This is a genomic window from Cupriavidus basilensis, assembly GCF_000832305.1.
GTDB lineage: Bacteria > Pseudomonadota > Gammaproteobacteria > Burkholderiales > Burkholderiaceae > Cupriavidus > Cupriavidus basilensis_F.
Map to the genome: position 1 here is coordinate 2806145 of NZ_CP010537.1, position 24783 is coordinate 2830927.

At 64.4% G+C, this 24783-nt stretch carries 18 protein-coding genes; 5 read left to right on the plus strand and 13 right to left on the minus strand.

Translation table 11 applies throughout. The annotated features are described in order from the left end of the window. Positions 1-164 precede the first annotated feature (164 nt). From RR42_RS33005 to RR42_RS33035, 8 genes are all read right to left on the minus strand, one after another. Positions 165-3734, minus strand: coding sequence for an ImcF-related family protein (locus RR42_RS33005; protein WP_043356168.1), 3570 nt, complete (start codon positions 3732-3734; stop codon positions 165-167). 92 nt (positions 3735-3826) lie between these two features. After that, positions 3827-4117 (minus strand): PAAR domain-containing protein, encoded by a 291-nt coding sequence (locus RR42_RS39115; RefSeq protein WP_082055319.1) that lies wholly within the window; start codon positions 4115-4117, stop codon positions 3827-3829. Between the two features lie 118 nt (positions 4118-4235). After that, the gene (locus RR42_RS33010; protein WP_043356170.1) at positions 4236-5489 is read right to left on the minus strand and encodes a hypothetical protein; all 1254 of its coding nucleotides are present in this window, start codon (positions 5487-5489) and stop codon (positions 4236-4238) included. 85 nt (positions 5490-5574) lie between these two features. Further along, the gene (locus RR42_RS33015; protein ID WP_043356172.1) at positions 5575-6543 is read right to left on the minus strand and encodes a T6SS immunity protein Tli4 family protein; all 969 of its coding nucleotides are present in this window, start codon (positions 6541-6543) and stop codon (positions 5575-5577) included. 109 nt (positions 6544-6652) lie between these two features. After that, on the minus strand, positions 6653-7621 hold the full coding sequence (locus tag RR42_RS33020; protein WP_043356174.1) for a T6SS immunity protein Tli4 family protein: 969 nt from the start codon (positions 7619-7621) through the stop codon (positions 6653-6655). Positions 7622-7730: 109 nt separating this feature from the next. Beyond that, positions 7731-8699, minus strand: coding sequence for a T6SS immunity protein Tli4 family protein (locus tag RR42_RS33025; protein ID WP_144410012.1), 969 nt, complete (start codon positions 8697-8699; stop codon positions 7731-7733). 92 nt (positions 8700-8791) lie between these two features. Beyond that, positions 8792-10348: a lipase/acyltransferase domain-containing protein gene (locus RR42_RS33030; RefSeq protein WP_043356177.1), complete on the minus strand. Its 1557-nt coding sequence runs from the start codon at positions 10346-10348 to the stop codon at positions 8792-8794. 79 nt (positions 10349-10427) lie between these two features. Continuing rightward, entirely contained in the window at positions 10428-12893 is a 2466-nt protein-coding gene (locus RR42_RS33035) for a type VI secretion system Vgr family protein (protein WP_043356179.1), read from the minus strand. A gap of 358 nt (positions 12894-13251) precedes the next feature. Here RR42_RS33035 and RR42_RS33040 point away from each other — a divergent pair, with 358 nt between their 5' ends. The 4 genes from RR42_RS33040 (at position 13252) to RR42_RS33055 (ending at position 16922) form a co-directional block, all read left to right on the plus strand. After that, positions 13252-13572, plus strand: coding sequence for a hypothetical protein (locus tag RR42_RS33040; RefSeq protein ID WP_043356180.1), 321 nt, complete (start codon positions 13252-13254; stop codon positions 13570-13572). Positions 13573-13705: 133 nt separating this feature from the next. Next, positions 13706-14827: a pyruvate dehydrogenase (acetyl-transferring) E1 component subunit alpha gene (gene pdhA, locus RR42_RS33045; RefSeq protein WP_052495135.1), complete on the plus strand. Its 1122-nt coding sequence runs from the start codon at positions 13706-13708 to the stop codon at positions 14825-14827. Continuing rightward, the gene (locus RR42_RS33050) at positions 14820-15797 is read left to right on the plus strand and encodes an alpha-ketoacid dehydrogenase subunit beta (protein ID WP_043356182.1); all 978 of its coding nucleotides are present in this window, start codon (positions 14820-14822) and stop codon (positions 15795-15797) included. The genes pdhA and RR42_RS33050 overlap by 8 nt, the downstream gene beginning before the upstream one ends. 21 nt (positions 15798-15818) lie before the next feature. Then, positions 15819-16922, plus strand: coding sequence for a dihydrolipoamide acetyltransferase family protein (locus RR42_RS33055; protein WP_043356183.1), 1104 nt, complete (start codon positions 15819-15821; stop codon positions 16920-16922). A gap of 35 nt (positions 16923-16957) precedes the next feature. Here the strand turns inward: RR42_RS33055 and RR42_RS33060 are convergent, their stop codons facing one another. The 5 genes from RR42_RS33060 to RR42_RS33080 form a co-directional block, all read right to left on the minus strand. Continuing rightward, on the minus strand, positions 16958-17923 hold the full coding sequence (locus RR42_RS33060; protein WP_043356185.1) for a Bug family tripartite tricarboxylate transporter substrate binding protein: 966 nt from the start codon (positions 17921-17923) through the stop codon (positions 16958-16960). A gap of 89 nt (positions 17924-18012) precedes the next feature. Continuing rightward, the gene (locus RR42_RS33065) at positions 18013-19185 is read right to left on the minus strand and encodes a mandelate racemase/muconate lactonizing enzyme family protein (protein WP_043356187.1); all 1173 of its coding nucleotides are present in this window, start codon (positions 19183-19185) and stop codon (positions 18013-18015) included. A 140-nt stretch (positions 19186-19325) separates the two neighbouring features. Next, positions 19326-20027: an SDR family NAD(P)-dependent oxidoreductase gene (locus tag RR42_RS33070; protein WP_043356188.1), complete on the minus strand. Its 702-nt coding sequence runs from the start codon at positions 20025-20027 to the stop codon at positions 19326-19328. A 135-nt stretch (positions 20028-20162) separates the two neighbouring features. Beyond that, positions 20163-21104, minus strand: coding sequence for a dihydrodipicolinate synthase family protein (locus RR42_RS33075; RefSeq protein ID WP_043356190.1), 942 nt, complete (start codon positions 21102-21104; stop codon positions 20163-20165). 24 nt (positions 21105-21128) lie between these two features. Next, complete coding sequence (locus tag RR42_RS33080) at positions 21129-21995, minus strand: IclR family transcriptional regulator (RefSeq protein ID WP_052495136.1); 867 nt, start codon at positions 21993-21995, stop codon at positions 21129-21131. A 558-nt stretch (positions 21996-22553) separates the two neighbouring features. Here RR42_RS33080 and RR42_RS33085 point away from each other — a divergent pair. After that, entirely contained in the window at positions 22554-24773 is a 2220-nt protein-coding gene (locus tag RR42_RS33085) for a TonB-dependent receptor (protein ID WP_043356192.1), read from the plus strand. Positions 24774-24783: the final 10 nt, after the last annotated feature.

Sequence of the window (24783 nt, forward strand, 5' to 3'; positions counted from 1 at the left end):
GGTTTGCTCCCTGACCGGGCGCGTGTCAGGCGTAGCGACCTTTTCGCCACTTCCCCCATTGGATATCGGCCAGCCTGACGGCAAATTGAGGTCTTGGCTGCGGCGCCAGCCCGGGCCGTGCGGGCGGCGCATCTTCCCGGCAACCCTCTCTGGCTCCGCTGGCGCTACTTGCGCGGACCAGGCACGGCGCGGGCCGCCGCCTGCGGCTCCCGGCCCACGAAGATCCGCGTTGGCAGCACAAAGCCCCGCAGCGCCAGCATCTCCAGCGGCCCCTGCCCGACCTCGGTGCGCATCAGGTAGCGCACCGGATAGGTCACGTCCGCCGCAACGGGCGCCTGGGCGCTGCGCGCGGTCAGGCTGTCGGGATCTTCGGCGAAGGTCCGGCCGTGCGCGTCGGCCTGGCGCTCGGCACCGGCCTTCGGCCCTTCCTGCGCTCCCTGCCCGTCCAGCCCATCCAGCTCTTGCGGCCTTGCCTGCCACGTCAACTGGTAGTTCGCGCTGTCCACCGGCTCGATGTGCGCCCGCTCCAGCATCCGCACCAGGCCCCAGCGGCCGCCGAACTCGTAGCTCTTGCTGGTGCCGGCGCGCTCGGTCTGCCACTGCAGCCGGGTGCCCGGGTCCAGGGTCTTGCCCGGCCACGTCATCGCCTGCCACGTCTCGCGCTGGTTGTAGTAGTGCAGCGTCTGCCCATCGAGCGTCAGCAGCGTGTCGATCAGGCCCGGGGTCGGGATCGGCCTGAACGCGAAGCGGTACTGCGGCTCGCCCTGCGCCAGCAGGTGCGCCGCCAGGCGCTGCAAGGTGTTGATCGCGTTGAGGAAGGCCGGATCGAAGGACTGCGCCTGCCCGCCGGTGGCTGCCGGCAGCCACTGGTCGCCCTGCAGTTCGAGCACGCCCGCCAGCTGCGTGCCGAGGAAGGACCCGATCAAGCCGCTGTGCGGGCGCAGGAAGCGCGCCAGTTCAACCAGCGAGGCATCGTTGGCGGTGTCGGCAAACGGATAACGTCCGGCGAACGAGCGGCTCCACGTCATCGCGATGCTTTGCCGCCACGCATCGTTCAGGCTCGCCTGCGCCGGTTGCAGCACCGTCTGCGTGGCCTGCGCGATGGGCCGCACGAACAGCGTCTCGCCCATGCCCGCCCACTGGCTGCCGAGGCTGGCCGCCATCAGCTGCGCATAGGCGTGGGTGTCGGCCAGCTCAGAGCCCTTGCCCTGGAACAGCGCCTGCGCCATCTGGCGGGCCTGCGCATCGGCATCTGCGCTGTTGCCGACCTGCTGCAGGCGCAAGCGCAGTGCCGTCGCGCGGTCAAGGAAGCGTTGCAGGCTCAGGTCACCGCTGGTGCCTGCGTTGGCGCCCGCGTTGGCGCTGCCGGGCTGGCCCTGCGCCACCAGCCGCAGCACCGGGCCAAAGGCCGCGCCCAGCGGCCCTGCCGCGTCCGGCTTCGCCACCTCGGGCCCCGCCGGCTTCTTGCCCAGCAGATCCTGCGTCCTGGCCACCAGCGTGTCGGACAGCGAGTCCTTGCGGGCACCGGCCCCGCCCTGGTATTCGAGCGACTTCATCAGCGCGATCACCGGCGACTGGCGCGCATCGGCCATCAGCTTGAGCTGCGCGATCGCGGCCGGCAGGGTCGGCGCGGCCTCCCATTGCAGGCTGTTCATGAAGTCCTGCCAGCGCTCGGCGTAATCGGCAAAGTACTGCTCGGTCAGCGCGGCCTGCAGCGCCTCGGCCGAACGGCTCGCGGATGGCTGTTGCAGTGGCTTGCCGTCGGTCAGCACCCAGTCATTGGCGATCTCCGTGCGCCTGGCGGCCTGCTCGATCGCGGGCGCCACATAGCCCTCATAGGCCTGGCGGGTGAAGACCCCGGGCACGATCGCCGCGGCTCGCACCAGCCCCCGGGGATCGGTGCCGGCGGTCAGCGCCGCCAGGGTCTGGTCCGGGTACTTGCTGCCCGCGCTCTCGCCAAAGGCCTGGATCACGCCCCGGTAGATGGTGTCCTCGGCATTGCGCTCGCCGATCACGGCCAGCAGCGTCTGGCGGGCCCCGGCGACCAGTTCAGGGCGCGGCTCGATGCGTCCGGCCGGGTTGGACTTCAGGTGCTCCGCATAGAAGGTGAGCAAGCGCTCGGCAAGGTCCTGCCGCTCGCCCGGGGTGATCCGGGCATCGGTGGACCAGTGCCGCACCAGTTGCGGGGCCAGGAAGGCCGGCTCGGCGCGCTCGGGGTTGGCCAGCATCAGATAGGTCTTGAGCGCCTGGTGGCCGCTCAGCGCCACCCGGTTGGTGGCCGCATCCAGCACCGTGGTGCGCAGTTGCGCGAGATCCACCAGCGACGCCTCCAGATCCCGCTGCACGGGCGCGACCAGCAACTCGCGGCTGGCCTGCGCGTAAGGCTTCCACAGCGCGGCGATGACCGCCGGATCGCGATTCAGGCCAAAGCGGGTCGCGAGCGGCGCATGATGCTGCGTGCGGTACTCGTAGCGCTCGATCTGCTGCTGCAAGGCGATGAGCGCGCGCAGGCGGGCCGCCGGGTTGGGGGCCGACTGGAAGTCGTCCACGGATTGCCGGGCGGCGTGCATGTCCCGGCTGTTCACCACGCCGGACACCAGCATGCCGGCGCTCCACAGGCCGATGGCCGTCAGGCCCACGATAGCGGACACCGTGACCGGGTGCCAGCCAACGCGCCGTCCCGGCCGGCGGCGGGCGGCTTCGCCCAGGTAGTGCCACAGCGGCAGGTCGATGCTGCTCTGCACGTCCGCGTCACCGGCGACAGGCCGGGGATACGGCGCAAAGACGATACCGTCCACGGCGATGCGCCAGCGCTGCCGGCCCCCCGATCCGGCGATCCAGTCGGCGAGCGCTTTGCCGCGGGTGTCGAGCCGCTGGGACAGCTCTCCCATATAGCGGTCGCGGTTGCCGTCCTTCAGTTGCACGACGAGGCGCTGCGCCAGCTGGTCTCGCAGCGTGCACAGCGCGCCCTCGATGGCATCCGCGTCCGCCTGGCGCGGCAGCTCGCAACCGATGACCGGCATGAGGCCGTGGGCCACCGTTCTCGCCTGCGCCACATCCAGCAGGTAGACCGGGGCGGACCAGCGCAGCAAATCGGCGATGCGCGCCAGGCGCATTCCATCGGGATGCGTGCCACGGCGCTGCGCCTGCAGATCCGTTGCACTGTCCGTTGTGAGAATCACCGCATCCACCGGACGGCGGCGGCGTAGTCGGCAGAGTTGCTTGAGCCAGTCGGCCTCCGGCCAGCCCTCCTTGCCGGTCTTGCTCCATAGCAACACCGCGTCGGGGGTGATCAGCCAGCCTTGCTCCGCCAGTTCGGGCAGGAGCCGGGCGATGGCCGTGTCGTCGCCGGTGAGGAGCAGCCAGGGCTGGCGGTAGCGCCAGCGCAGGCCGTGTCGTTGCAGCAACTCCTGGCGAAATGGCCCCAGCAGACTCGGCTCCGATCGATTCCGGTCACTGATGGCGAGGATGCTCCCTTGTGTCGCGCCAGCCGTCGCCGATTTCCGAAGATCCAGCCACTTGCCCAATGCATGCAGGGCATCCCACCAGCGGCCCAGGCGATCCACCGACACGACAATGGCCAGCACAATGGCGCCAACAGCGACCACCGATAGCCAAAATCCTTGCGCTTCGAGCGTTTTGATACCCGCGTGCTCGCCCCACATCAAGATGGCACCGGCGACTACCAGTGCGAGAACAAGTGTCGAGGTCAGGTCGATCCGCAGCTTCTTCATTGTTCGGGAGATAAGTTCATGCCCATGCTTTGGGCCGCAATCGGGACACTTGATGTCCTCACAGGTGGCCGGGCTGCCTGCGCGCGGCATTGTCAGACATCCATGTACGACGCGTGCTGTGACGCTATCAGTCGAGGGCTCGGGTCACAGCGGCAGACACAGAGGTCATCGCTCAGTGCGGCTTGTCGCCCGTCAGGCCCCGTCATAGACAGGCGTGGCCCGGCACAAACGATCCGTCCCACCGTTTTGCAGACTAGACACCAGACGGGATCGCCCTCATAAGCCTGCTCGCGATCTCCCACCTTGTCATCCCGGCCCCCGCCCTCCACAGTGCCACCAGAGGTCGTCGAATCACCTCTGGTGATGTCGTAACGTTTTGTCAAAACCAACTCCCCATTTGCCGTCCATCGGACTGCATCGGTACGACAACCCTTTCCAGTTCGATGTGATTTGGCGAACCCGTCATAACCTCGGACGAATACGGTAGGGTCAAACCAGCCGCTACGCGCGCGCTACCGAGCGCACGACCGCAGAATCCACACCGCCAGGCTGACCGGCAAAGACAATCTGACTCTGGACCTCAACGGATAGCGAACCAGCGGCGCAAGCTATCGCGAGCCAGGGTGCGGCGGCGCCGGCATGCCCGACGGTCTGGTCGAGGTCTGTTGGCCGGGCGCTCAGCCCAAGACGCACGGCAGCCTCACGCAACACCCCCGCCTGCGTTGCATCGAGGCCTGTCTGCCAGCCGCCGGGAATTTCCGCGGCAGTGATATCGCCCCATTTCACGGCATGCGACAAAGCGCCATCCGACTGGTCGAACGGAACGCGTACCGGGCGATGCAGGCTTGCCTCAGACACCACTTGTAGCCGGCTGGCCTGTTCGCCTGGCATGAGAAGAAGCGCAACTCCCGCTTCCGCCACACCGGCGGGCGGCGTCTTGCGCAGCAATGGATACAGCTGAATGGCGACAATCAACCTCGCCTCGCGCCCCTCGCCGCCAGCAACCTGATCAAGCCAACCGTCGAGAACATCGAGGCCGGCGGGTTCAGTCTCCTCGGACAGACGCATATCTCGAAGCCGATGTTCTCGCCAGCACTCTTGCCAGAGCGCCACATGATCCTTGCGAAGCAATCCTCCCGACACCCACAGACAAACGCTCAGATCAACCCGCGAAGGCAAGGACTGGATGCGGCTGGCAAGATCGGCCAGTAGCTCCGAATACAACCATCGTGTCACCTCGCGATGACGGCGAGCGTCTGCCTCCTTTCCACCAGGCTCAAGCGGTACGCCAGGCACCACCAACCAGCGAGCCTTCGTGGGTCCACTGTCGCTAGCGATCGGCTTTTGGGTCTCCAGCCTGACCGTGCCTGACCGTATGGTGCCCGTTGCGTTCTCATTCTTGTCCGACGAAAAACGATGGGCCGCACCGAGTAGGGCCAAGGGACGCGCCGCCAAGGCGAAGACGCGCTCGTTATACCCGCGGATCGCTTCGTTGCGCATCAGAACGTCAAGTCTGTGGCCCTCATGATGGCTATACCGGCGCAGTACTATCCACGCAGGTATCCCCACCGGAAAGAGGATCAGGCTTGCCCAGAATTTCCACGTATGCGTGGGGAGATCTTTTGGCCATGACAGCAGGATCGCGATTGCGCACGCCAGCGCCATGACGAGAAACACGATCGTCCAGATCAACAGCGACGGCGAATCGCCAGGCTCCGGCTCTTCCTTCGGCAAAAGCGAGAAATCAACAGCCATGGCATGCCGCGCAGCGCGGACCGAGATTGGATTTCAATTCGTTCACTGCTCCGTTCTCCTGTTAAGTCAATGGCTTGGGGGAATGTCAGAAACCGTTCGGACGCGGGCGCAAGGTTCGCGAGACCGCGTCCCATAGCGCAACGGCTTCGCCCTCGGTCAGCGATGCCTTTTCGATAGGATCGCGTAGCACTTTGTTGTGCGAACCCGTATCCAGTTCCAAAATGACCAAGGGCGTTTGCGCACTGCCAATCCTGGAGTTCGCCTCCAGCGCCAGATGGTGTCCAGGCACATCTCGCGTGGTGATTCCCGCCATCAGCCATTCCTCTGCCGGCAATCCAGGCAAGTCCACCGGGCCCTTTCGAATTGTGCGGCCCTCGCTTTCCTTGAGCGCTGCGTTGATGCTATCGCCGCGTTGCAGCAGCGTCGTTGGCTCTCGAATATCGGAATTCGTCTCCAGAACGACACGCACGTCGATCTTGTCATGCAGCACGAATTGGGTCCAAAGGTTTTCCGTGGCACCTGCCTTACCCGGCAGGAACCCACCAAAAAAACACACTCCGGGTTCGGACGGAATCTCACTTTCCGGTCGGCCACGCACCCGTTTCAGCAGGTCGAATACGAGGGCGCGCAGTGCAGGAATGTTGTTCTTGACTGTCATCTTCTGAACAAGCGAGTCGTCAGTTTGATCGGGATTGGTGTAATCCCACCCTTCCACTCTCATCTTGATCTGGAAGCCTCGGTCCCACTTGTAAGCTTCGATAACCCTTCCCCCCGGATCAGTATGGACTTCGCCCCGATGAATGAAATATCGCGTAGCCGCGCCCGATACCTCACCGCTTGCATACAAAAACGGATAAGCATCGGCACTCCTGGTGCCTTTCAACGCCGCCTCGCGCGAGGCGGCCTCCCGCTGAAACTGATCCTCCGGCATCGCCGTCACCTCAATAGGAACCCGGTCCACCGTGATGCCTCCAAACACAAAGACATCGGCAGGCATGTCGATCAGGTAACGTCCCACGCAGCGCGGAGCGAGATTGGCTGTCAGTTCGTTCACGGTTTTGTTCTCCTCTTGCGTTAATGGCTTGGGCCGATTGCAGGCTGTCAGGCATAGCGCGAGACAGGCGATGGCCAACGTGGTTGCGCTCCTCATGTCTTGTCCGACGTCAGAAACCGTTCGGACGCGGACGCAAGGTTCGCGAGACCGCGTCCCATAGCGCAACGGCTTCGCCCTCGGTCAGCGATGCCTTCTCGATGGGATCGCGTAGCACTTTGTTGTGCGAACCCGTATCCAGTTCCAAAATGACCAAGGGCGTTTGCGCACTGCCGATCCTGGAGTTCGCCTCCAGCGCCAGATGGTGTCCAGGTACATCTTGCGAGGTCATCCCCGCCATCAGCCATTCCTCTGCCGGCAATCCAGGCAAGTCCACCCGGCCCTTTCGAATTGTGCGGCCCTCTCTTTCCTTGAGCGCCGAGTTGATGCTGTCGCCGCGTTGCAGCAGTGTGGTTGGCTCTCGAATATCGGAGTCCGTCTCCAGAACGACACGCACGTCGATCTTGTCATGCAGCACGAATTGGGTCCAAAGGTTTTCCGTGGCGCCCGCCTTGCCTGGCAGGAACCCACCAAAAAAGCACACCCCGGGCTCGGACGGAATCTCACTTTCCGGTCGGCCACGCACGCGTTTCAGCAGGTCGAATACGAGGGCGCGCAGTTCCGGAACGATGTTCTTGGGAGTGATTAACTTGACAAGCGAGTCGTTGGTCCGATCCGGGTTGGTGTAATCCCACCCCTCCATTTTCATCTTGATCTGAAAGCCCCGGTCCCACTTGTAAGCTTCGATGACCCGGCTGGCTGGATGAGCAAGTACATCACCCCGATGAATGAAATATCGCGTAGCCGCGCCCGATACCTCACCGCTCGCATACAGAAACGGGTAAGCATCGGCACTCCTGGTGCCCTTCAACGCCGCCTCGCGGGAGGCGGCCTCCCGCTGAAACTGATCCTCCGGCATCGCCGTCACCTCAATAGGAACCCGGTCCACCGTGATGCCGCCAAACACAAAGACATCGGCAGGCATGTCGATCAGGTAGCGTCCCACGCAGCGCGGACTGAGATTGGCTGTCAGTTCGTTCACGGTTTTGTTCTCCTCTTGCGTTAATGGCTTGGGCCGATTGCAGGCTGTCAGGCATAGCGCGAGACAGGCGATGGCCAACGTGGTTGCGCTCCTCATGGCTTGTCCGACATCAGAAACCGTTCGGACGCGGGCGCAAGGTTCGCGAGACCGCGTCCCAGAGCGCAACGGCTTCGCCCTCGGTCAGCGATGCCTTTTCGATAGGATCGCGTAGCACTTTGTTGTGCGAACCCGTATCCAGTTCCAAAATGACCAAGGGCGTTTGCGCACTGCCAATCCTGGAGTTCGCCTCCAGCGCCAGATGGTGTCCAGGCACATCTCGCGTGGTGATTCCCGCCATCAGCCATTCCTCTGCCGGCAATCCAGGCAAGTCCACCGGGCCCTTTCGAATTGTGCGGCCCTCGCTTTCCTTGAGCGCCGCGTTGATGCTGTCGCCGCGTTGCAGCAGCGTCGTTGGCTCTCGAATATCGGAACTCGTCTCCAGGCCGACACTCACGTCGATCCTGTCATGCAGCACGAATTGGGTCCAAAGGTTTTCCGTGGCACCTGCCTTACCCGGCAGGAACCCACCAAAAAAACACACTCCGGGTTCGGACGGAATCTCACTTTCCGGTCGGCCACGCACCCGTTTCAGCAGGTCGAATACGAGGGCACGCAGTTCCGGAACGATGTTCTTGGGAGTGATTAACTCGACAAGCGAGTCGCTGGTTTGATCCGGGTTGGTGTAATCCCACCCTTTTGTCTGCATCTTGATCTGGAAACCTCGATCCCACTTGTAAGCCTCGATAACTCGTCTACTTGGATCGGCAAGAACATCGCCTCGATGAATGAAATATCGCGTTGCCGCGCCCGATACCTCACCGCTTGCATACAGAAACGGGTAAGCATCGGCACTCCTGGTGCCCTTCAACTCCGCCTCGCGCGAGGCGGCCTCCCGCTGAAACTGATCCTCCGGCATCGCCGTCACCTCAATAGGAACCCGGTCCACCGTGATGCCTCCAAACACAAAGACATCGGCAGGCATGTCGATCAGGTAGCGTCCCACGCAGCGCGGACTGAGATTGGCTGTCAGTTCGTTCACGGTTTTGTTCTCCTCTTGCGTTAATGGCTTGGGCCGATTGCAGGCTGTCAGGCATAGCGCGAGACAGGCGATGGCCACCGTGGTTGCTCTTTTCATGACTTGTAGGCCATCGAGGTCTTCGCAACGCCACAGGCAATCTTGGTGATCGCCCAAAGGGCAAAGAGCTGTTGCGGCCTGTTCTTGTACGCACCTTCGTGATCGACGCCCGGATATGGCACACAAGCCTTGACTCGTCGGCCCGGGGCGGCGCCGGATCGGATTGGCACCGTGCCATCCCCATTCTCGGCGGCATCCTTCAACAGGAAGCCTGTCGCCAACGGTCTGCCGCCAGTGTGCTGGTGCACTGTCTGTTCGCCCCTTCCCAAATCCTGCAAGACCCGTCCGGCCGCGAGATCGTCAACTTTGGGATACGCATCGAACAGCCGGAGAGCACTGGAGATCCTCCGCTCCCAGACCACGTCGCCCCAGGTTTTATGACTCGGATCGTCCCCGTAGAACGCATATGTGGTTGCGTGGTACTTTCTGCTGATTTTTGTCTGGAATTTTTCTACTTCGTCCCGAATCAAATCCACAAATCCGATCCAGTCCCGCTCAATCGTCGCCTTCTTCGGGTCCAGCGGGTTGATAAGCTTGTCGTCGCACAAGCCCCACCACTTGCCGCGCACGGTATAGATCTCCTTGTACGGGTCTGCCTTGGGCAAGCCGACCGTATTGTTGCCGTCCTTGAGCTGGAGCCAACCCATCCCGTACTCCGGGCTGGGCAGCAATTGCAGGGGCCCGGGTGATTGGGCGAACACGGCAGTCATTTCCGCGGCATTGACGCCCAAGGCGATCCCAGCCGGCATCTCCGTGCCTGCCTTCACCCGTTTATAGGCTGTAGCGGATCCTGTGGCAGGCATGACGCCGTGCAGGACCCCCAGCACATGCTTGCTCCCGCCCATCATTTCGGAGTAGTAGCGAGAAACCAGGCCCCCCATCGAATGCGTCACGATGATCACGTAGTCGCACATATAGCCCTTGCTCCGGTAGTACGCCATGAACTCCTGGATCTTCCCGTCCAATCGCTTTGCGGACTCCGCATTCGACTGGAGCCAGTTGTAACCTACGGCATGCAAAGGGAGCTGGTATTTATAGGAGAGTGCGACCTCATCGTGAGTGAGTAACTCGACGCCGGGTGCATTTGCCACAAGGGTCTTCATCAGCCGCGCACGCTCGCCCGTCTTGCACTGATCGGCATCGTTGAGCGCATTCTCGAGCCAGGGTAGGAACGTGCCATAGCTCATGAAGCCGACCTCACCCCACCCGCGGCGCTTCAGTTCGGCATCGTTCTGGTGTGTGCCTTGCGGGATGGCGCCACCGGCATAGACCTGGGTTTTCTTGGGATCAAGTACCCGCTTTCGCTTATCCGGACCGCGGATCGCCCACGCCTTTGACACACTCCCCTTCCCGTTTACGAGCCACACGTGTTTTCCGTCACTACCCATCAAGTTCGTGCCCATCACACCCGGCACAAAGATCACGGGTATGACCCTGTCGGGCACCATGTGACATACGGCAATGCTGTCGTCGGACGGCGACATGACGGACGAGTAATGCACCGATCCATCATCAGCTATAGCGGGTGGGATAACGCGTTCAACGGTGGCCATACGAAGTTGCTCCGGTTTGCTTCTGCGTGGTTGTGGTTGTGGTTGTGGTTGTGAAGGTGCACTGCATGCCGACAGCCATTCACTCCGGATCGATGCGCAGGCGCAGTCCATCCACGAAAAGACTCTTCTGCAGACCGGTCTTCCCTTCGGCATCGGTGGTGCCACGAATCACACTGCCGTCTTCGCGAATGATGGAGAACGCGCGATTGCTGACGGGCCGGCCATCGAAGGGCCATTTGAGCGCGTATTGCTCGTCAAAATCGGCGTGCTTCCACGTATTCATCGATTCAGCGAGCGAAGCCGGCCCCTGACGGCTGAACGCAGCCGATTTGATGGTCCGGTCCCCGCGCGTGCCGTCCTCGATGCCCGTGGACGACAAGCGAAGATAGGAGCCGCCACACTTGAGCAGCAGCTCCTCCCTGGCCTCGATCACGACGCGCCCGTTTGCACTGCTGATCGTCATGTTCTTATCCGACAGCAAGCGCATCTCGTCGCTCTGTGCCTGGATCTCGACCTTGCCCTTTGCCGCAAACAGCTTGATGCCGAGCTTCTGCGCGAACATGGATATCCGTTCGCCTGCCGCAACCGTGAAACGCTTGAGCACGCTGATGTCGGCATGGCCGCCAGCGGTGGCGATCAGGTTCTGGGCAGCCGTCAGTTGCAAATCGGAGCCCGAGGCCAGCGCGATGCCCGCCGGTGCGCTGACCAGTATCCCGGCCTTGTTCAGCGCCGTCAGCGTATCGCTGAGCAGGGCTTTCTGCCTGTTGTAGTCCGCGGCCACCGCTTGCGCCGCATTGGCAGCCGAGGCCAGCGCTTCGCTCAGCTGGAGGGCTTGTTGCAGCAGGTTCTGCGCAGCTTCCATATCGAGCTGCTGACCACCGGCATTCGGCTGGTCATCCGCCGAAATGAACACCCCCTTGCCACCCCGGATCGCACCCCAGCCAGAGGTGCGCAGCTCAAAGCCTTCACCGCACTTCTGGCGTTTGGCCGTGACCATATGCCCCAGGGTCAGCTGGCTTTTGCCCGAATGCTCAGTGGAAATATGGACGTGTTCCTCGTCCTCCCAGTCTTCAATCTGGAATTTGCTGCGGCTCTGCGTCTCGATCAGATTGCGCGACTGCCACCGGTCCTGCGTGGTAATCAGGTCCTCCTGCCGGCTGTTATGCAGCGCGTGCGCGATATAGGGCTTGTTCGGGTTGCCGTCGCGAAAGGCAATGGCGACTTCGGTGCCGTCGATGAGCGGGAAGTGGAACCCGGTTTGCAGGCCGCCGGCAAACGGCTTTGCCAGGGGGATGGCCGCACTTTCCATGCCCTTGGGCCACGGCTCAAAATCAAAATCGAAGCGGACGATGTAGTGGCCCGCCTTGGTCAGGTACGCGTGCTTGTATTGGTTGGGCGAGGTGATGCGCGCGCTCAGCGTGCCCGTTATCTTCGGCCAGTTTTCCTCGTCCAGCGGCAGGCGAAAGCGCCGGTCCGACGGGATGGCCTTGTAAGTGTTGCGGTAAGCCGCATCACGCCCCCCGGTGTGGATGACTTCGATGATGACCTGCCCGTTGGGGGCTTCGGCCAATGGCTCATCCATGCGCAGGATGCGGCCGGAGTGCGTGCTGAGCACGTTGCTCTCGCCCGCATAGATCAGCTGGCCGGCCAGCAGGGCCTCGTGGCGCAGTTGCGCCTCCCACTTCGCCTCGGCCGTGTCCAGATGATGCGTGCCGTAGATATACTGCTGGCCGTAGGTTGTCTTGTCTTTGCGCGCGACGTTGGCCTCGCCCTTGATGGGTTCCCACGCCTGATCCGGGTTGTAGTCGGCGACCAGGACCGATTCGGGCACGGTCTTGGCGTGCACCTGGATGTCGGATACCGCCTCGATGCCGGCTTCCAGCCCGGCGGTCTCGCGATAGGGCACGCGCAGCTCTGGCAGGTAGACGTAGTGGTCGATGTCGTCGCCGAAGACGATCATCTCGCCGAACTTTCCCGGGACGAAGTAGCAATACAGCCCCTCCTGGCGCATCAGCAACTGGACATATTCCCAGTCGGATAGCTGGTACTGGAAGCGGAACTTGTGCTGGGTGTACTTGCGGCGCAGCCTGAGGCGAAACTGGTGGCCCCGGAGCTCGTGCCGGCGCAGGATGGCCTCGATGATCTCGGGGGCCGTCTTGTTCTGGTAGATGCGCGTGGTCCGCACGAGTTCGAGCCGCGCGGCCAGTGGCCGGAGCACGATCTCGTAGGCGAAGAAATCGCGCGTGCGCTTCGTGCGCGAGAACGCCGAGATCCACCCCGCGAAGCGGCGCGGTTCGCTACCGTCGCCGGGGTCAATCACGAAGGTGGCATCCCGATTGAGGTATTCGGCGCGGTCGAGTTCCAGCGGGTGGGTTAGCCGGATGGTGACGGTGTAGAGCTCTCCCAATCGCTCGACCGCCTCGAACGACACCATCGACAGCTCGGCCGCGCTGGCCGCGCGGGGGACGTCCAGATGGTAGGCCTGGCGCCTGGGCAGCCTTGCGCCGTAGGCATCGTATGCATCGAATTCGTCGATAGCGCCCATGTCTTCTCCGTTGTCAGCTTGATCGACCCTGACGCAGGACTCTAAACGGATTCTTTTATGCCATAAATATCATGATTGTAATTTCGCAAAAAATATCACTTTTAGCGTAAATTCGTACTCGTCCTATTTATCTCAACGGGCATCCATGCTATGGATCGCGGCGGCACGCCTTACGGATCGCGTACGGATCGTTGTTGCGAGCACTGGGAATGCGTTGAACCATGCGCCTGGCCCGCTGTGGGCACGGTGCCTGTTGCCGCGGGCGACCGGGCGGTACCCCACATTGCCGTCATCATCACAATCGCCCCAATCTCTGCAATAGGGCTACACTGAAAACGAGACAACCCTCCGGAGCGCCATGATGGACGCCGATGGCCCTCAACGCACCTTTCGCGGTCTTCCTCTGACCCCGGAACAGGATGCGGAAGTCAGGCACTACATCAAGAGGAAAAAGCAGCGCAGTGCGCCATGGGATACACCTGAGCTGGCCGCCATGCTTGCGGACATGCTGAGGCCGCCAAGCTTTGAGGACGAGGACTTCGAATCCCCCGCCGAAGAAGCCAACGCGGACGCCGAGCGCGCGGCGGCTTCGGTGGACGAGGCCATGGATCCGATCGAGGCCGGCGAGGAGCGGATGGCGGCCTGGGAAGCCGAGATGATGAAGGGCCCCAAGCATTGACGTGCAGGTGCCGCGTGCGCATTGCGCGCTCCATGATCCGGAACGCGCACAAATGAAGAGAAAAGAGAAAAGAGAAGAGAAGAGAAGACAGCCCCCAGTGCAACGACTGGAACACAAGAATAAAGGGCATAGCATGGCGACCGTCGCGACATTCGACATCGAGTACACGCAGTTTCTCGATCCACAAGGTGAGCCGACCCAAGCGCTGCCTGCATTTGCGCTCGATCCCGAGGCTCTTCTCCCGCTCTACCGGGCCATGGTGCTCACCCGCCAGTTCGACCTCAAGGCCATTGCGCTGCAGCGCACCGGCCAGATCGGCACGTTCGCCTCGGCGCTTGGCCAGGAGGCCGTCGGCGTCGGCGTTGCCAGCGCCATGCGCGCGCAAGACGTGCTCGTGCCGTCCTACCGCGATCACGCCGCGCAGTTCCAGCGTGGGGTCTCCATGACCGAGAGCCTACTGTATTGGGGTGGCGACGAGCGCGGCAATGCGTTCGCGGCGGCGCCGCATGATTTTGCGAACTGCGTGCCCATCGGCAACCAGGTCTGCCACGCCGCCGGCATCGCCTACGCGATGAAGCTGCGCCGCGAGCCGCGCGCCACGGTCTGCCTGCTCGGGGACGGCGGCACGTCGAAAGGCGATTTCTACGAAGGCATGAATATGGCGGGCGCCTGGCATGCGCCGCTTGTGCTGGTCGTCAACAACAACCAGTGGGCGATCTCCATGCCGCGCAGCCAGCAGACCGCCGCGCGCACGCTCGCGCAAAAGGCCATCGCGGCCGGTATCCCTGGCCTGCAGGTGGATGGCAACGATGTCGTGGCAGTGCGCCAGGTCACGCTCGACGCGCTGGAACGGGCGCGCGGCGGCGGCGGCGCCACGCTGATCGAAGCGATCACCTACCGGCTTGGCGACCACACCACGGCGGACGATGCCTCGCGCTACCGCGACAGCGAACAGGTCAGGCAGCACTGGCTGCTGGAGCCGGTGGCCAGGCTGCGCAACTATCTGCTGCGCCTTGGCGCCTGGGATGCGCCACGCGAAGACGCGCTTGCCAAGGATTGCGCGGCGCAAGTGGCGGCCGCGGTGCAGGCCTACCTGGCAACGCCCCTGCCGGAGACGGCGGCGATGTTCGATTGCCTGTATGCCAGCCTGCCCAAGGCACTGGCGGGGCAAGTGGCCACCGCGCATCGCTTTGCCCCGGGGGCCCAGGACAAGGGCAAGGACAAGGACAACGAGAGCGAGCAGGATCATGGCTGAAATCAATCTGGTCGAAGCCGTCAACCAGGCGCTGGGCCATGCGCTGGCACACGACCCGCGCGTGGTGCTGCTGGGTGAGGACATTGGCGTGAATGGCGGCGTGTTCCGCGCCACGGCGGGGCTGCAAGCCCGTTTTGGCGCCGAGCGCGTGATCGATACGCCGCTGGCCGAGTCCGGTATCGCCGGGGCTGCGATCGGCATGGCGGCAATGGGGCTGGCGCCCGTGGCGGAAATCCAGTTCACCGGTTTTATCTACCCGGCCATCGACCACATCATCAATCATGCCGGCCGCCTGCGTCACCGCACGCGCGGCAGGCTGAGCTGCCCGATGGTGCTGCGCTCGCCTTATGGCGCCGGCATCCATGCGCCGGAGCATCACTCCGAAAGCCCCGAGGCGATGTTTGCCCATATCCCCGGCATCCGGGTGGTCATACCGTCCACCCCGGCGCGCGCCTACGGCCTGCTGCTGGCGGCCATGCGCGACCCGGACCCGGTGGTGTTCCTCGAACCCACCCGGCTATACCGCCTGTTCCGCGAGGAAGTACCGGACAACGGCGAGGCGCTACCGCTCGATACCTGCTTCACGCTGCGCGACGGCGACGACATCACGCTGGTGAGCTGGGGGGCGATGCTGCAAGAGACGCAGGCGGCGGCTGACCTGCTGCTGGACGAAGGCATCGCCGCCGCCGTCATCGACGTCGCCACGCTCAAGCCGCTCGACATGGACACCATACTGGAATCGGTCGCCAGGACAGGCCGCTGCGTCATCGTCCACGAGGCGCCCCGCAGCGCCGGCTTCGGTGCCGAGATCGCGGCGAACCTTGCCGATGCGGGGCTGTACTCGCTGGCCGCGCCGGTGCAGCGCGTCACCGGCTACGACACCGTGGTGCCGATGGCCAGGCTCGAGTACACGTACCTGCCCAGCGTGGCGCGGATTGCCGACGCGGCCCGCAAGGCCATGGCCGCCTGACGTTTTTTCCCGGGAGCGTTGATGAAGATCTTCAAGTTGCCCGACCTGGGCGAAGGCCTGCAGGAGGCCGAGATCACCGAATGGCACGTCAAACCCGGTGACACGGTGGCGGCCGACCAGCCGCTGGTTTCGGTCGAGACCGCCAAGGCGATCGTCGAGATACCGTCGCCCTACGCCGGGCAGGTCGCCAAGCTGTTTGCCCAGCCGGGCGAGATCGTGCACCTTGGCGCGCCGCTGGCGGGCTTCGAAGGCGCCGGCGGGCAAGAAGACGCGGGCGCGGTGGTGGGCGATGTCAAAGTCGGCACGCAGGTGGTCGCGGAAGCGCCCGCCGCCCTGTCCCGTGGCGGCGGCGCGGTGCGGGCCGTGCCGGCCGTGCGCGCCCTGGCGCGCCAGCTCGACGTGGACCTGGCGATGGTCACCCCAACGGGCGCGGACGGCATCATCAGCGCCGCCGATGTGCGCCGCGTCGCCGCGACGCTGGCGGACCTGGGGCCACCGGAAGTCCTGCGCGGCGTGCGGCGCGCCATGGCGCTGAACATGGCGCGCGCCCAAAGCGAGGTCGCCGCGGCGACCGTGATCGACGACGCCGATATCCATGCCTGGGCGCCCGGCACCGACACCACCATCCGGCTGGTGCGCGCACTGGTTGCGGGCTGCCGCGCCGAGCCCGGCCTCAACGCCTGGTATGAAAGCCAGACCGGGCGCCGCCATGTGCCGGCGCGCATCGACGTGGGGATTGCGGTCGACCTGCCCGAAGGCCTGTTCGTGCCGGTGCTGCGCGATACCGGCAAGCGTGACGCGGCAGACCTGCGGCGCGGCCTGGACCGCATGCGCGCGGATGTGCGCGCGCGCACGATCGCCCCCGAGGAGATGCGCGGCAACACCATCACGCTGTCCAACTTCGGCATGATCGCCGGCAAGTACGCGGCGCCGATCGTGGTGCCGCCAACCGTGGCCATTCTGGGCGCCGGCCGTATCCACGATGCCGTGGTTGCGGCCGGCGGCATGCCCGTCGTGCACCGGATCCTGCCGCTGAGCCTGACCTTCGATCATCGGGTGGTCACAGGCGGCGAGGCCGCGCGCTTCCTCGCCGCAGTGATCGCGGACCTGGCGCTGGCGGCCTAAGTCCTGACATCGCAGCAGGCGAGCGCGTGGGCGCTTTACTCCGCGCGGATCCTGGCTTCGGCCACGATCTTGGCGGAGCGCTCCATGTCCTCCTTCTCGAAGCGGGCGAAGTCTTCCGGCGTGCCTGGCGAGAGCAGGTAGCCCTGCTCGGCCAGCCTGCCGCGCAGCTCGGACGCCAGCGCCTTGTTGACCTCGGCGTTGAGCCGCCTGGTCACATCGGCCGGCAGCTTGGCCGGACCCCACAGGCCATACCACGAGTAGAACTCATAGCCCGGCACCGTCTCGCCAACGGTCGGCACGTCGGGCATGGAAGGCAGCCTGTCCTTGGAGGTCACCGCGACCACGCGCACCATGCCGCTCTTGTGATAGGACAAGGCGCCGAGCACGGGATCGATAAAGCCATCGATGGCGCCACCGATCAGGTCCTGGTAAGCGGGCGCGGAGCCCTTGTACGGCACCACCAGGTAGTCGATCTTGCCTGCCCGCTTGAGCAGCTCCGTGGACAAATGCCCCGCGGACGCCTGCGAGCCAATCGCGAACGACATCTTGCCGGGATGCGCCTGCGCGTAGGCGATCAGCTCCTTGATGTTCTTCACCGGCAGGTTCTTGTTGACGCTGACCGCCAGCGGCCCCTTGCCGACCAGCGCGATCGGCACGAAATCCTTGATCACGTCGTAAGGCGACGATCTCAGGGTCATGGGCGTGGTGGTGAAGGTGGAGGCGCTGAACAGCAGCGTGTAGCCGTCCGCCGTGCCCTTGGCCACCGCGTCGGCGCCGATGATGCCCTGGCCGCCGGGCCGGTTGTCGACGATAAAGCTCTGGCCGGTTTGCTCGGAGAGCTTTTGCGCCAGCATGCGGCCGACGGTGTCGGTGGGGCCGCCGGGCGGGAACGGAATGATGACGCGCACGGCTTTGTTGGGGTAACCCTGCGCGAAAGCGCTGGCGGCCGCGCAGGCCAGCAACGCGCCGGCGGCACTGCGGAAAATCCGGTGGAACAGCATGGTTTGTCTCCTGTCTCGACTGCAGGTGCGCTCCTTGGAGGGGCGCGCTTATTTCTTGTCCGTTTTCTTGCCCGTTTTCTTGTCCGTTCTCAAGGCTGCGCCAGCGCCGACATCTGCGCATACAGATCCGCCTTGCCCTCAAACCCGATGCCTGGCAGCTCCGGCATGGTGATATGGCCGTCGATCACCTTCACGCCATCGGGGAAGCCGCCGTAAGGCTGGAACAGGTCGGGGTAGCTCTCGTTGCCGCCCAGGCCCAGGCCGGCGGCGATATTGAGCGACATCTGATGGCCACCGTGCGGGATGCAGCGGCTTGGCGACCAGCCAAAGGTCTTCAGCACTTCCAGCGTGCGCTCGTACTCCACCAGCCCGTAGGACAGCGCGCAGTCGAACTGCAGGTAGTCGCGGTCCGGGCGCATGGCGCCGTAGCGGATCAGGTTGCGGGCGTCCTGGTGGCTGAACAGGTTTTCGCCGGTGGCCATGGCGCCGGGGTAGTACTCGGCAAGCGTGGCCTGCAGGTGGTAGTCCAGCGGATCGCCGGCTTCCTCGTACCAGAACAGCGGATAGTCGCGCAGCATCTTGGCGTAGGCGATGGCGGTGTCCAGGTCAAAGCGGCCGTTGGCGTCCACGGCGAGCTGCGCGTCCGGGCCGATTTCCTGCAGCACGGCCTCGATGCGCGCGCTGTCTTCCTCCAGGCTGGCGCCGCCGATCTTCATCTTGACCACGTTGTAGCCGCGCTTCAGGTAGGAGCGCATCTCGGCGCGCAGCGCGCCGAGGTCCTTGCCCGGATAGTAATAACCGCCGGCGGCATAGACGAACACGCGCGGGTTGGCGCTGACGCCGTGGCGCTCGGCCAGCAACTGGAACAGCGGCACGCCGGCGATCTTGGACACCGCGTCCCACACCGCCATATCGATGGTGCCGACCGCGACCGAGCGCTCGCCATGACCGCCCGGTTTCTCATTGGACATGGTGGCGGCCCACACGCGGTTGGGGTCAAGGTTGGTGCCGGCGTCGTCCAGCAGCGAAGCCGGATCGGCCGCCAGGATACGCGGCGCAAAACGCTCGCGGATCAGGCCGCCCTGGCCGTAGCGGCCATTGGAGTTGAAGCCGTAGCCAATCACGCGCTTGCCGTCGCGAAACGCGTCGGTCACCACGGCGACGAGGCTGCTCGTCATCTTCGAGAAATCGATATAGGCATTGCGGATGGGCGACGAAATCGGCTTCGTCACTTCGCGGATGTCAATGATGCGCACGGACATGGCTTGTCTCCAGTGTTCTAGTGTTCCGGTATTCCGGTGTTCCGGTATTCCGGTATTCCGATGTATTTCGGTATTCCGATGTATTTCGGTGTCTTTCGGTAATCAGCGAATCAGGCGGTTCGATACGTCGGCTGGCGGCGCTACAGCGAAGCGCCGCCGCAAATCAGGATCTGCTGCCCGGTGATGGCGCCGGCATCCGGCCCGAGCAGGAAGCTCACCATCCCAGCCACTTCATCGGGCCGGATAAAGCGCCCGATCGGCGGCGTGCGCGGGGGCGTGCCCTTGCGGCCCGGGTCGTTCAGCATCGGGGTCTCGGTGGCGCCCGGCGCCACCACATTGACGGTGATGCCGCGTGGCGCCAGCTCCGCGGCCCAGGAGCGCGCCATGCCCACCACCGCCGCCTTGGTCGCGGCGTACTGGCTGCGCCCTGGCGCGCCCGCCGCGGTGCGGCTGCCGATCAGCACGATGCGCGCGCCATCCGGCAGCGTTGGCATCAGCGCGTTGGCCAGCACGCAGGCGGCTTGCACATGGATACGCCACATGCCCTCGCCGTCCTCGGGGTTCAGCTCGCCGAGCACCGCCGTGCGCATGAATCCCGCGGCATGGACGATGGCGTCGACCTGGGGCAACGTGGCCACGGCGGCGGCAAGCTTTGCGGCATCGGTCAGGTCGACTTCGATCCCGTTGAAGCCTGCTACGCTGGGTGCCGGCGAGCGGTCCAGCCCGGTCACCGTCCAGCCCGCCGACAGCAGCCGCCGGGTAATGGCCGCGCCGATACCGGAGCTGGCGCCGGTGACCAGGGCGTGCCTGGTCCGCGCCGCGGGCGTGTCGTCGTCTTGCATGGATTGGCTCATCAAAGCCCCTTTGGATTGCATGGCCGGCGGCTTGGCCCCGGCACGCTGGCCGCGGGCCGGGATGGCGCGCCGGTACCGGTCCGGGTCAGACGTGGGTCCGACGCGGGCGGACGTGGGGCAGGCTCAGGCAGCCACTTGGCGCGTCACGCCGGCGTGTTCCAGCGCGGCCCTGATCGCGGCCAGCTCGGCGGCCGACGGTGCGTGGGTCGGCGGGCGCACCGTGCCATCGCGCAGGATGCCGGCCAGCGCCATGGCGGCCTTCATGCGGCCATGGGCTTCGCCCGTGGGCTCGCCGGCGCCGTACACCGCGTCCTTGAGCGGGTTGATCAGCGCCTGCACGCGCATGGCTTCATGCAGGTCGCCGGCCTTGACCGCCTTGAGCAGGTCGTTGATCAGGCCGGGAATCAGCGAGGCAAAGCCGACCAGCGCGCCGTCGATGCCCTGCACCATCGACGACAGCAGGTATTCGTCGTGGCAGGTCATCAGCACCTTGGTGGGATCGGCCGCGCGGATCTCCTTGATGTCGCGCGCGTATTTGTTCATTTCGCGCTCGCCCATCTTGAAGGCCTTCACATAGGGCAGCTTGGCCAGTTCCGCGAGCAGCTCCGACGAGTAGGAGCCACGGGTCCAGGCCGGGTAGATATGCACCACCAGGGGCAGCCCGCTGGCCTTGCCGATGGCGTTGAAGTAGTCGAGGCAATGCTCCGGCTTGAAGCCAAAGCGCAGCCAGTGATGCGGCGGCATGATATCGAGCCCGGCGGCGCCCGCTTCCTTGGCCCAGCCAGCTTGTTCCACGGCGTCGTTGATGCCTTCGCAGACCACCGACGAGATCACCGGGCAGATGCCCTGGGTGGCGTCGGCGGTGATGCGGGTCACTTGGGCGCGCTCGCGCGGCGTCAGCGAGAAGACTTCACCGGTATGGCCATTGGTCATCAACGCGGTCACGCCAGCCTGGCCGCCCAGCCACCTGGCAAACCGGCGCAGCTCCGGCTCGTTGATGCTGTAGTCCGCGTTGAAGGGAACCGCGATGGCGGGAATGATGCCGTGGAAATTGATATCAGGCACGTTCGTCTCCTGGTGTGGCTTGCGCTATTTGCGCGTTCGGGTGGGTATCAAGGTTGGCGGAATGAATCCGCCGGAGGGTTGCAGCGCACGGGCCAGCTCGCTAGCGGCATGCACTACCGCCGGGGCCGTGGCCGATTCGAAATCGTCAAGCGAGGTATTCATGGCCGGCGCCGCCACGCTCAGGCCGGCAACCGGCACGCCGTCCACATCCAGCACCGGCGCGGCCACCACATAGAGGCCGGACACCGTTTCCTGGTCCGACAACGCATAGCCCTTGGCCCGCACGGTCTTGAGCCGCTCGAGGATGGTGTCGAGCTCGGTGAGCGTGTGGTCGGTCAGCTTCTGCCGGGGCTGGGCGTCCAGCACGCGGGCCTGCATGTCCTGCGGCAGCCACGCCAGGATGGCGTAGCCCACGGCCGTGGAATAGGCCGGCACCCGGCTGCCGATGCGGATATCCACGCCAAGCCGCGTCAGTCCGGCCTGGATCCGTTCCGCGTAAAGCACGTCCGGGCCATCCAGCACGCCGATGGAGGCAGCTTCATTGATCTCCCCCACCAGCGCACGCAGGATCGGCCTTGCCCGTGTGCGCAGGTCGGCATGGGCGATGGCGTCAAAGCCCAGGTCCAGCACCTTGAGCGACAACCGGAACAGCCGCGTGTCCGGCACGCGCTGCACGTAGCCGATATCCACCAGCGTGTTGAGGAAACGAAAGGCCGTGGCATTGTCCAGCCCGGATCGGCGCGCGACTTCCGCCATGGTGAGCTCGGGTTCCTGCGCCGTGAACGCTTCGAGAATGCGAAAGCCCTTCGCCAGCGACTGCACCGTGTTCTTGGATGCGTCGCCCGCGCTGCTCGCCTTCAATGCGCTCGGGACGGAGTTCTCGGTAGCCATGTCAATCTCCACTGTCAGTTCTTCGTTCTTGATGCAAACCCGGAATCGAGTTCGGATTCCGAATTTTAATTTGATGAACAGACAGAGGAAAGCCCTCGCTCAAGTTGGGTGGATACGGATCGGCATTGCTACCGGGCCTCTTAAAATTCGGATTGCGAATTTTTATTCGCATGGTAGGGCTAAGAAAAAGTGCCAGCCAACGGCACCTCCTTGATTCAGCCCCGCGCCCTGAGACGCCCATTTTATTCGGATTGCGAATTTGTATTCGCGATATGAAATATTCTAGACCTCGTTTCCAGGCCAGGGCAAGGGCGAACTTCCTAGGGTTTTCACTGAACACCATACGCCGCCTTGGCCGTCATTCAGCACAAACCCTCTTAAACATACATTTACAAACAGTGACGGAGTCGCTACACTTTCTCGCAATTGAGAATCACTCGCATTCTCGTTATCATCCAAAACATTGATTTATATTCCTGGCCTCGCCGGTTGTTCCTTGCACGCCAGGCATCTTCCGCGCCCCGTGCGCGCATCGACTCCCCTCGCCACACTGAAATCATGACTGCTCCCCTGAAGACGCGCGCGCGTTTGCTCGCGTCCGCTGGTGCCATTTACTGCACAGGTTTCCTCGCCGCCACGCCGGCCTTCGCGCAATCCGCCGCCGACGCCGGCAACGCGAAGGAAGCCACCTTGCCCACCGCCGTTGTCACCGCCGATTCGCCGCTCCAGGCCAAGCGCCTGCCCTCGTACAAGTTCGTCGCACCGTTGCTGGATACGCCGCGCTCGGTCACGGTGATTCCCGAGGAACTGCTCAAGCAGACCAACGCGACGACCTTCGCCGATGCGTTGAAGACCGTGCCGGGCATCACCTTCCTGGGCGGCGACGCCGCGGCGAACCCCTCCGCGGATCGTCCGGTGATCCGCGGCTTCGAGTCGCGCAACTCGATCTTTGTCGACGGCATGCGCGACTCCGGCGTGCAGAACCGCGAGACCTTCGCGGTAGAGCAGATCAGCGTCATCAAGGGCCCGGATTCGGTGTATGCGGGACGTGGCGCGGTTGGCGGCAGCATCGACATCGTCACCAAGATGCCCAAGGCGGATGACTTCACCAATGCCAGCCTGGGGCTGGGCACCGAGGCCTACAAGCGCGCCACGCTCGACGTCAACCGCCGCCTCAACGACGAGACCGCGGTACGCCTGAACGTGATGGGCCACGACGCCAACCAGGCCGGGCGCAACGATGTCTACAGCAAGCGCTGGGGCGTGGCGCCGTCGGTCGCGTTCGGGCTGAACACGCCGACCACGGTGTCGCTGAGCTACTACCACGTCAACACCTACGACATGCCGGACTTCAGCGTGCCCTTCCGCTCGACCGGCGGCACGCCCGGGGCGGGAACCAGCATCCAGCGCTCGCAGTTCTACGGCCTGAACAACCGCGACTACCGCCGCGGGCAGACGGACACCGGCGAGATCCGCATCGAGCACCGCGTGGACGACAACTGGAAGGTGCGCAACACCACCATGTTCGGCCGCTCCACGCTGGACTACATCGCCACCAACCCGCAGTTCCTGAACGCCAGCGCGAACCTCCTGCAGCTGCAAGCCAAGAGCGGGAAGTACGCTACCAACAGCGTCTCCAACCAGACCGAGCTGTCCGGCAAGGCCACGCTGCTTGGCATGCAGCACACGCTCACGGCCGGTGTGGAATTCAGCTGGGAGCGCAGCCTGTACGAGGGCTACCTGGTGAGCGACAGCGCGGGCAACAATATCCGCACGGGTGGCCCCTGCACGATCGCCTACAACTGCACCGCGATCGGCGCCTGGAATGCCAATGCACCGTGGACCGGCAGCACCGTGCTCAACGCAGACAAGAGCTTCCCCGGCGCGCCCACCAGCACCCGCACCAATGTCTCGTCCGCCTACCTGTTCGACAGCGTGAAGCTGAGCGATCGCTGGCTGTTCAACGCCGGCACGCGCTTCGACCGCTTCGACGTCACCGCCGTGCAGGCCGGCACGCCGGACCTGAAGAACACCGCCAACCTGTTCAGCTACCAGCTTGGCCTGGTGTTCAAGCCAATCGACACGGTCAGTCTGTATGCCTCATACGGGACTTCGGCCAATCCGCCGGGCGCCAACAGCGGCCTGGGCGGCGGTACCGACCAGATCACCAAGACCAACCAGGACCTGTCGCCCGAGCGCAGCCGCAACATCGAAGTGGGCGCCAAATGGGACACGCTGGACCGCCGCCTGTCGCTGACCTCGGCGCTGTTCCAGACGGACAAGACCAATGCGCGCGTCAGTGACGGCCTGGGCGGCATCGTGAACGCGGGCAAGCAACGCGTGCGCGGCGCGGAACTGGGCATGGCCGGCAACCTCACCAGCAAGTGGCGCGTGTTCGGCGGCTACTCCTACCTGGATGCCATCACGATCGACGCCGGCTCCGCCAACGCCTCGGCATCCGGCCTGCCGATGGTGATGGTGCCCAAGCACAACGTCACGCTGTGGACGTACTACGACGTGCTGCCCAGGCTGTCGATCGGGGGCGGCGCCACGATCTCCAGCCTGACCTACGCCTCGGTCTCGGCAACGTCGCGCAAGTGGACGCCGGGCTACGCGCGTTTCGATGCGGTGGCGACGTATCGCGTCTCCAAGACCGTGGATGTGCAACTGAACGTGCAGAACCTCTTCGACAAGAAGTACTACTCCGCCGCGTACCCGATCTACGCGACGTGGGCGCCGGGTCGTTCAGTGGTGATGACGCTGAACTTCCATATGTAAGGTCTACCGG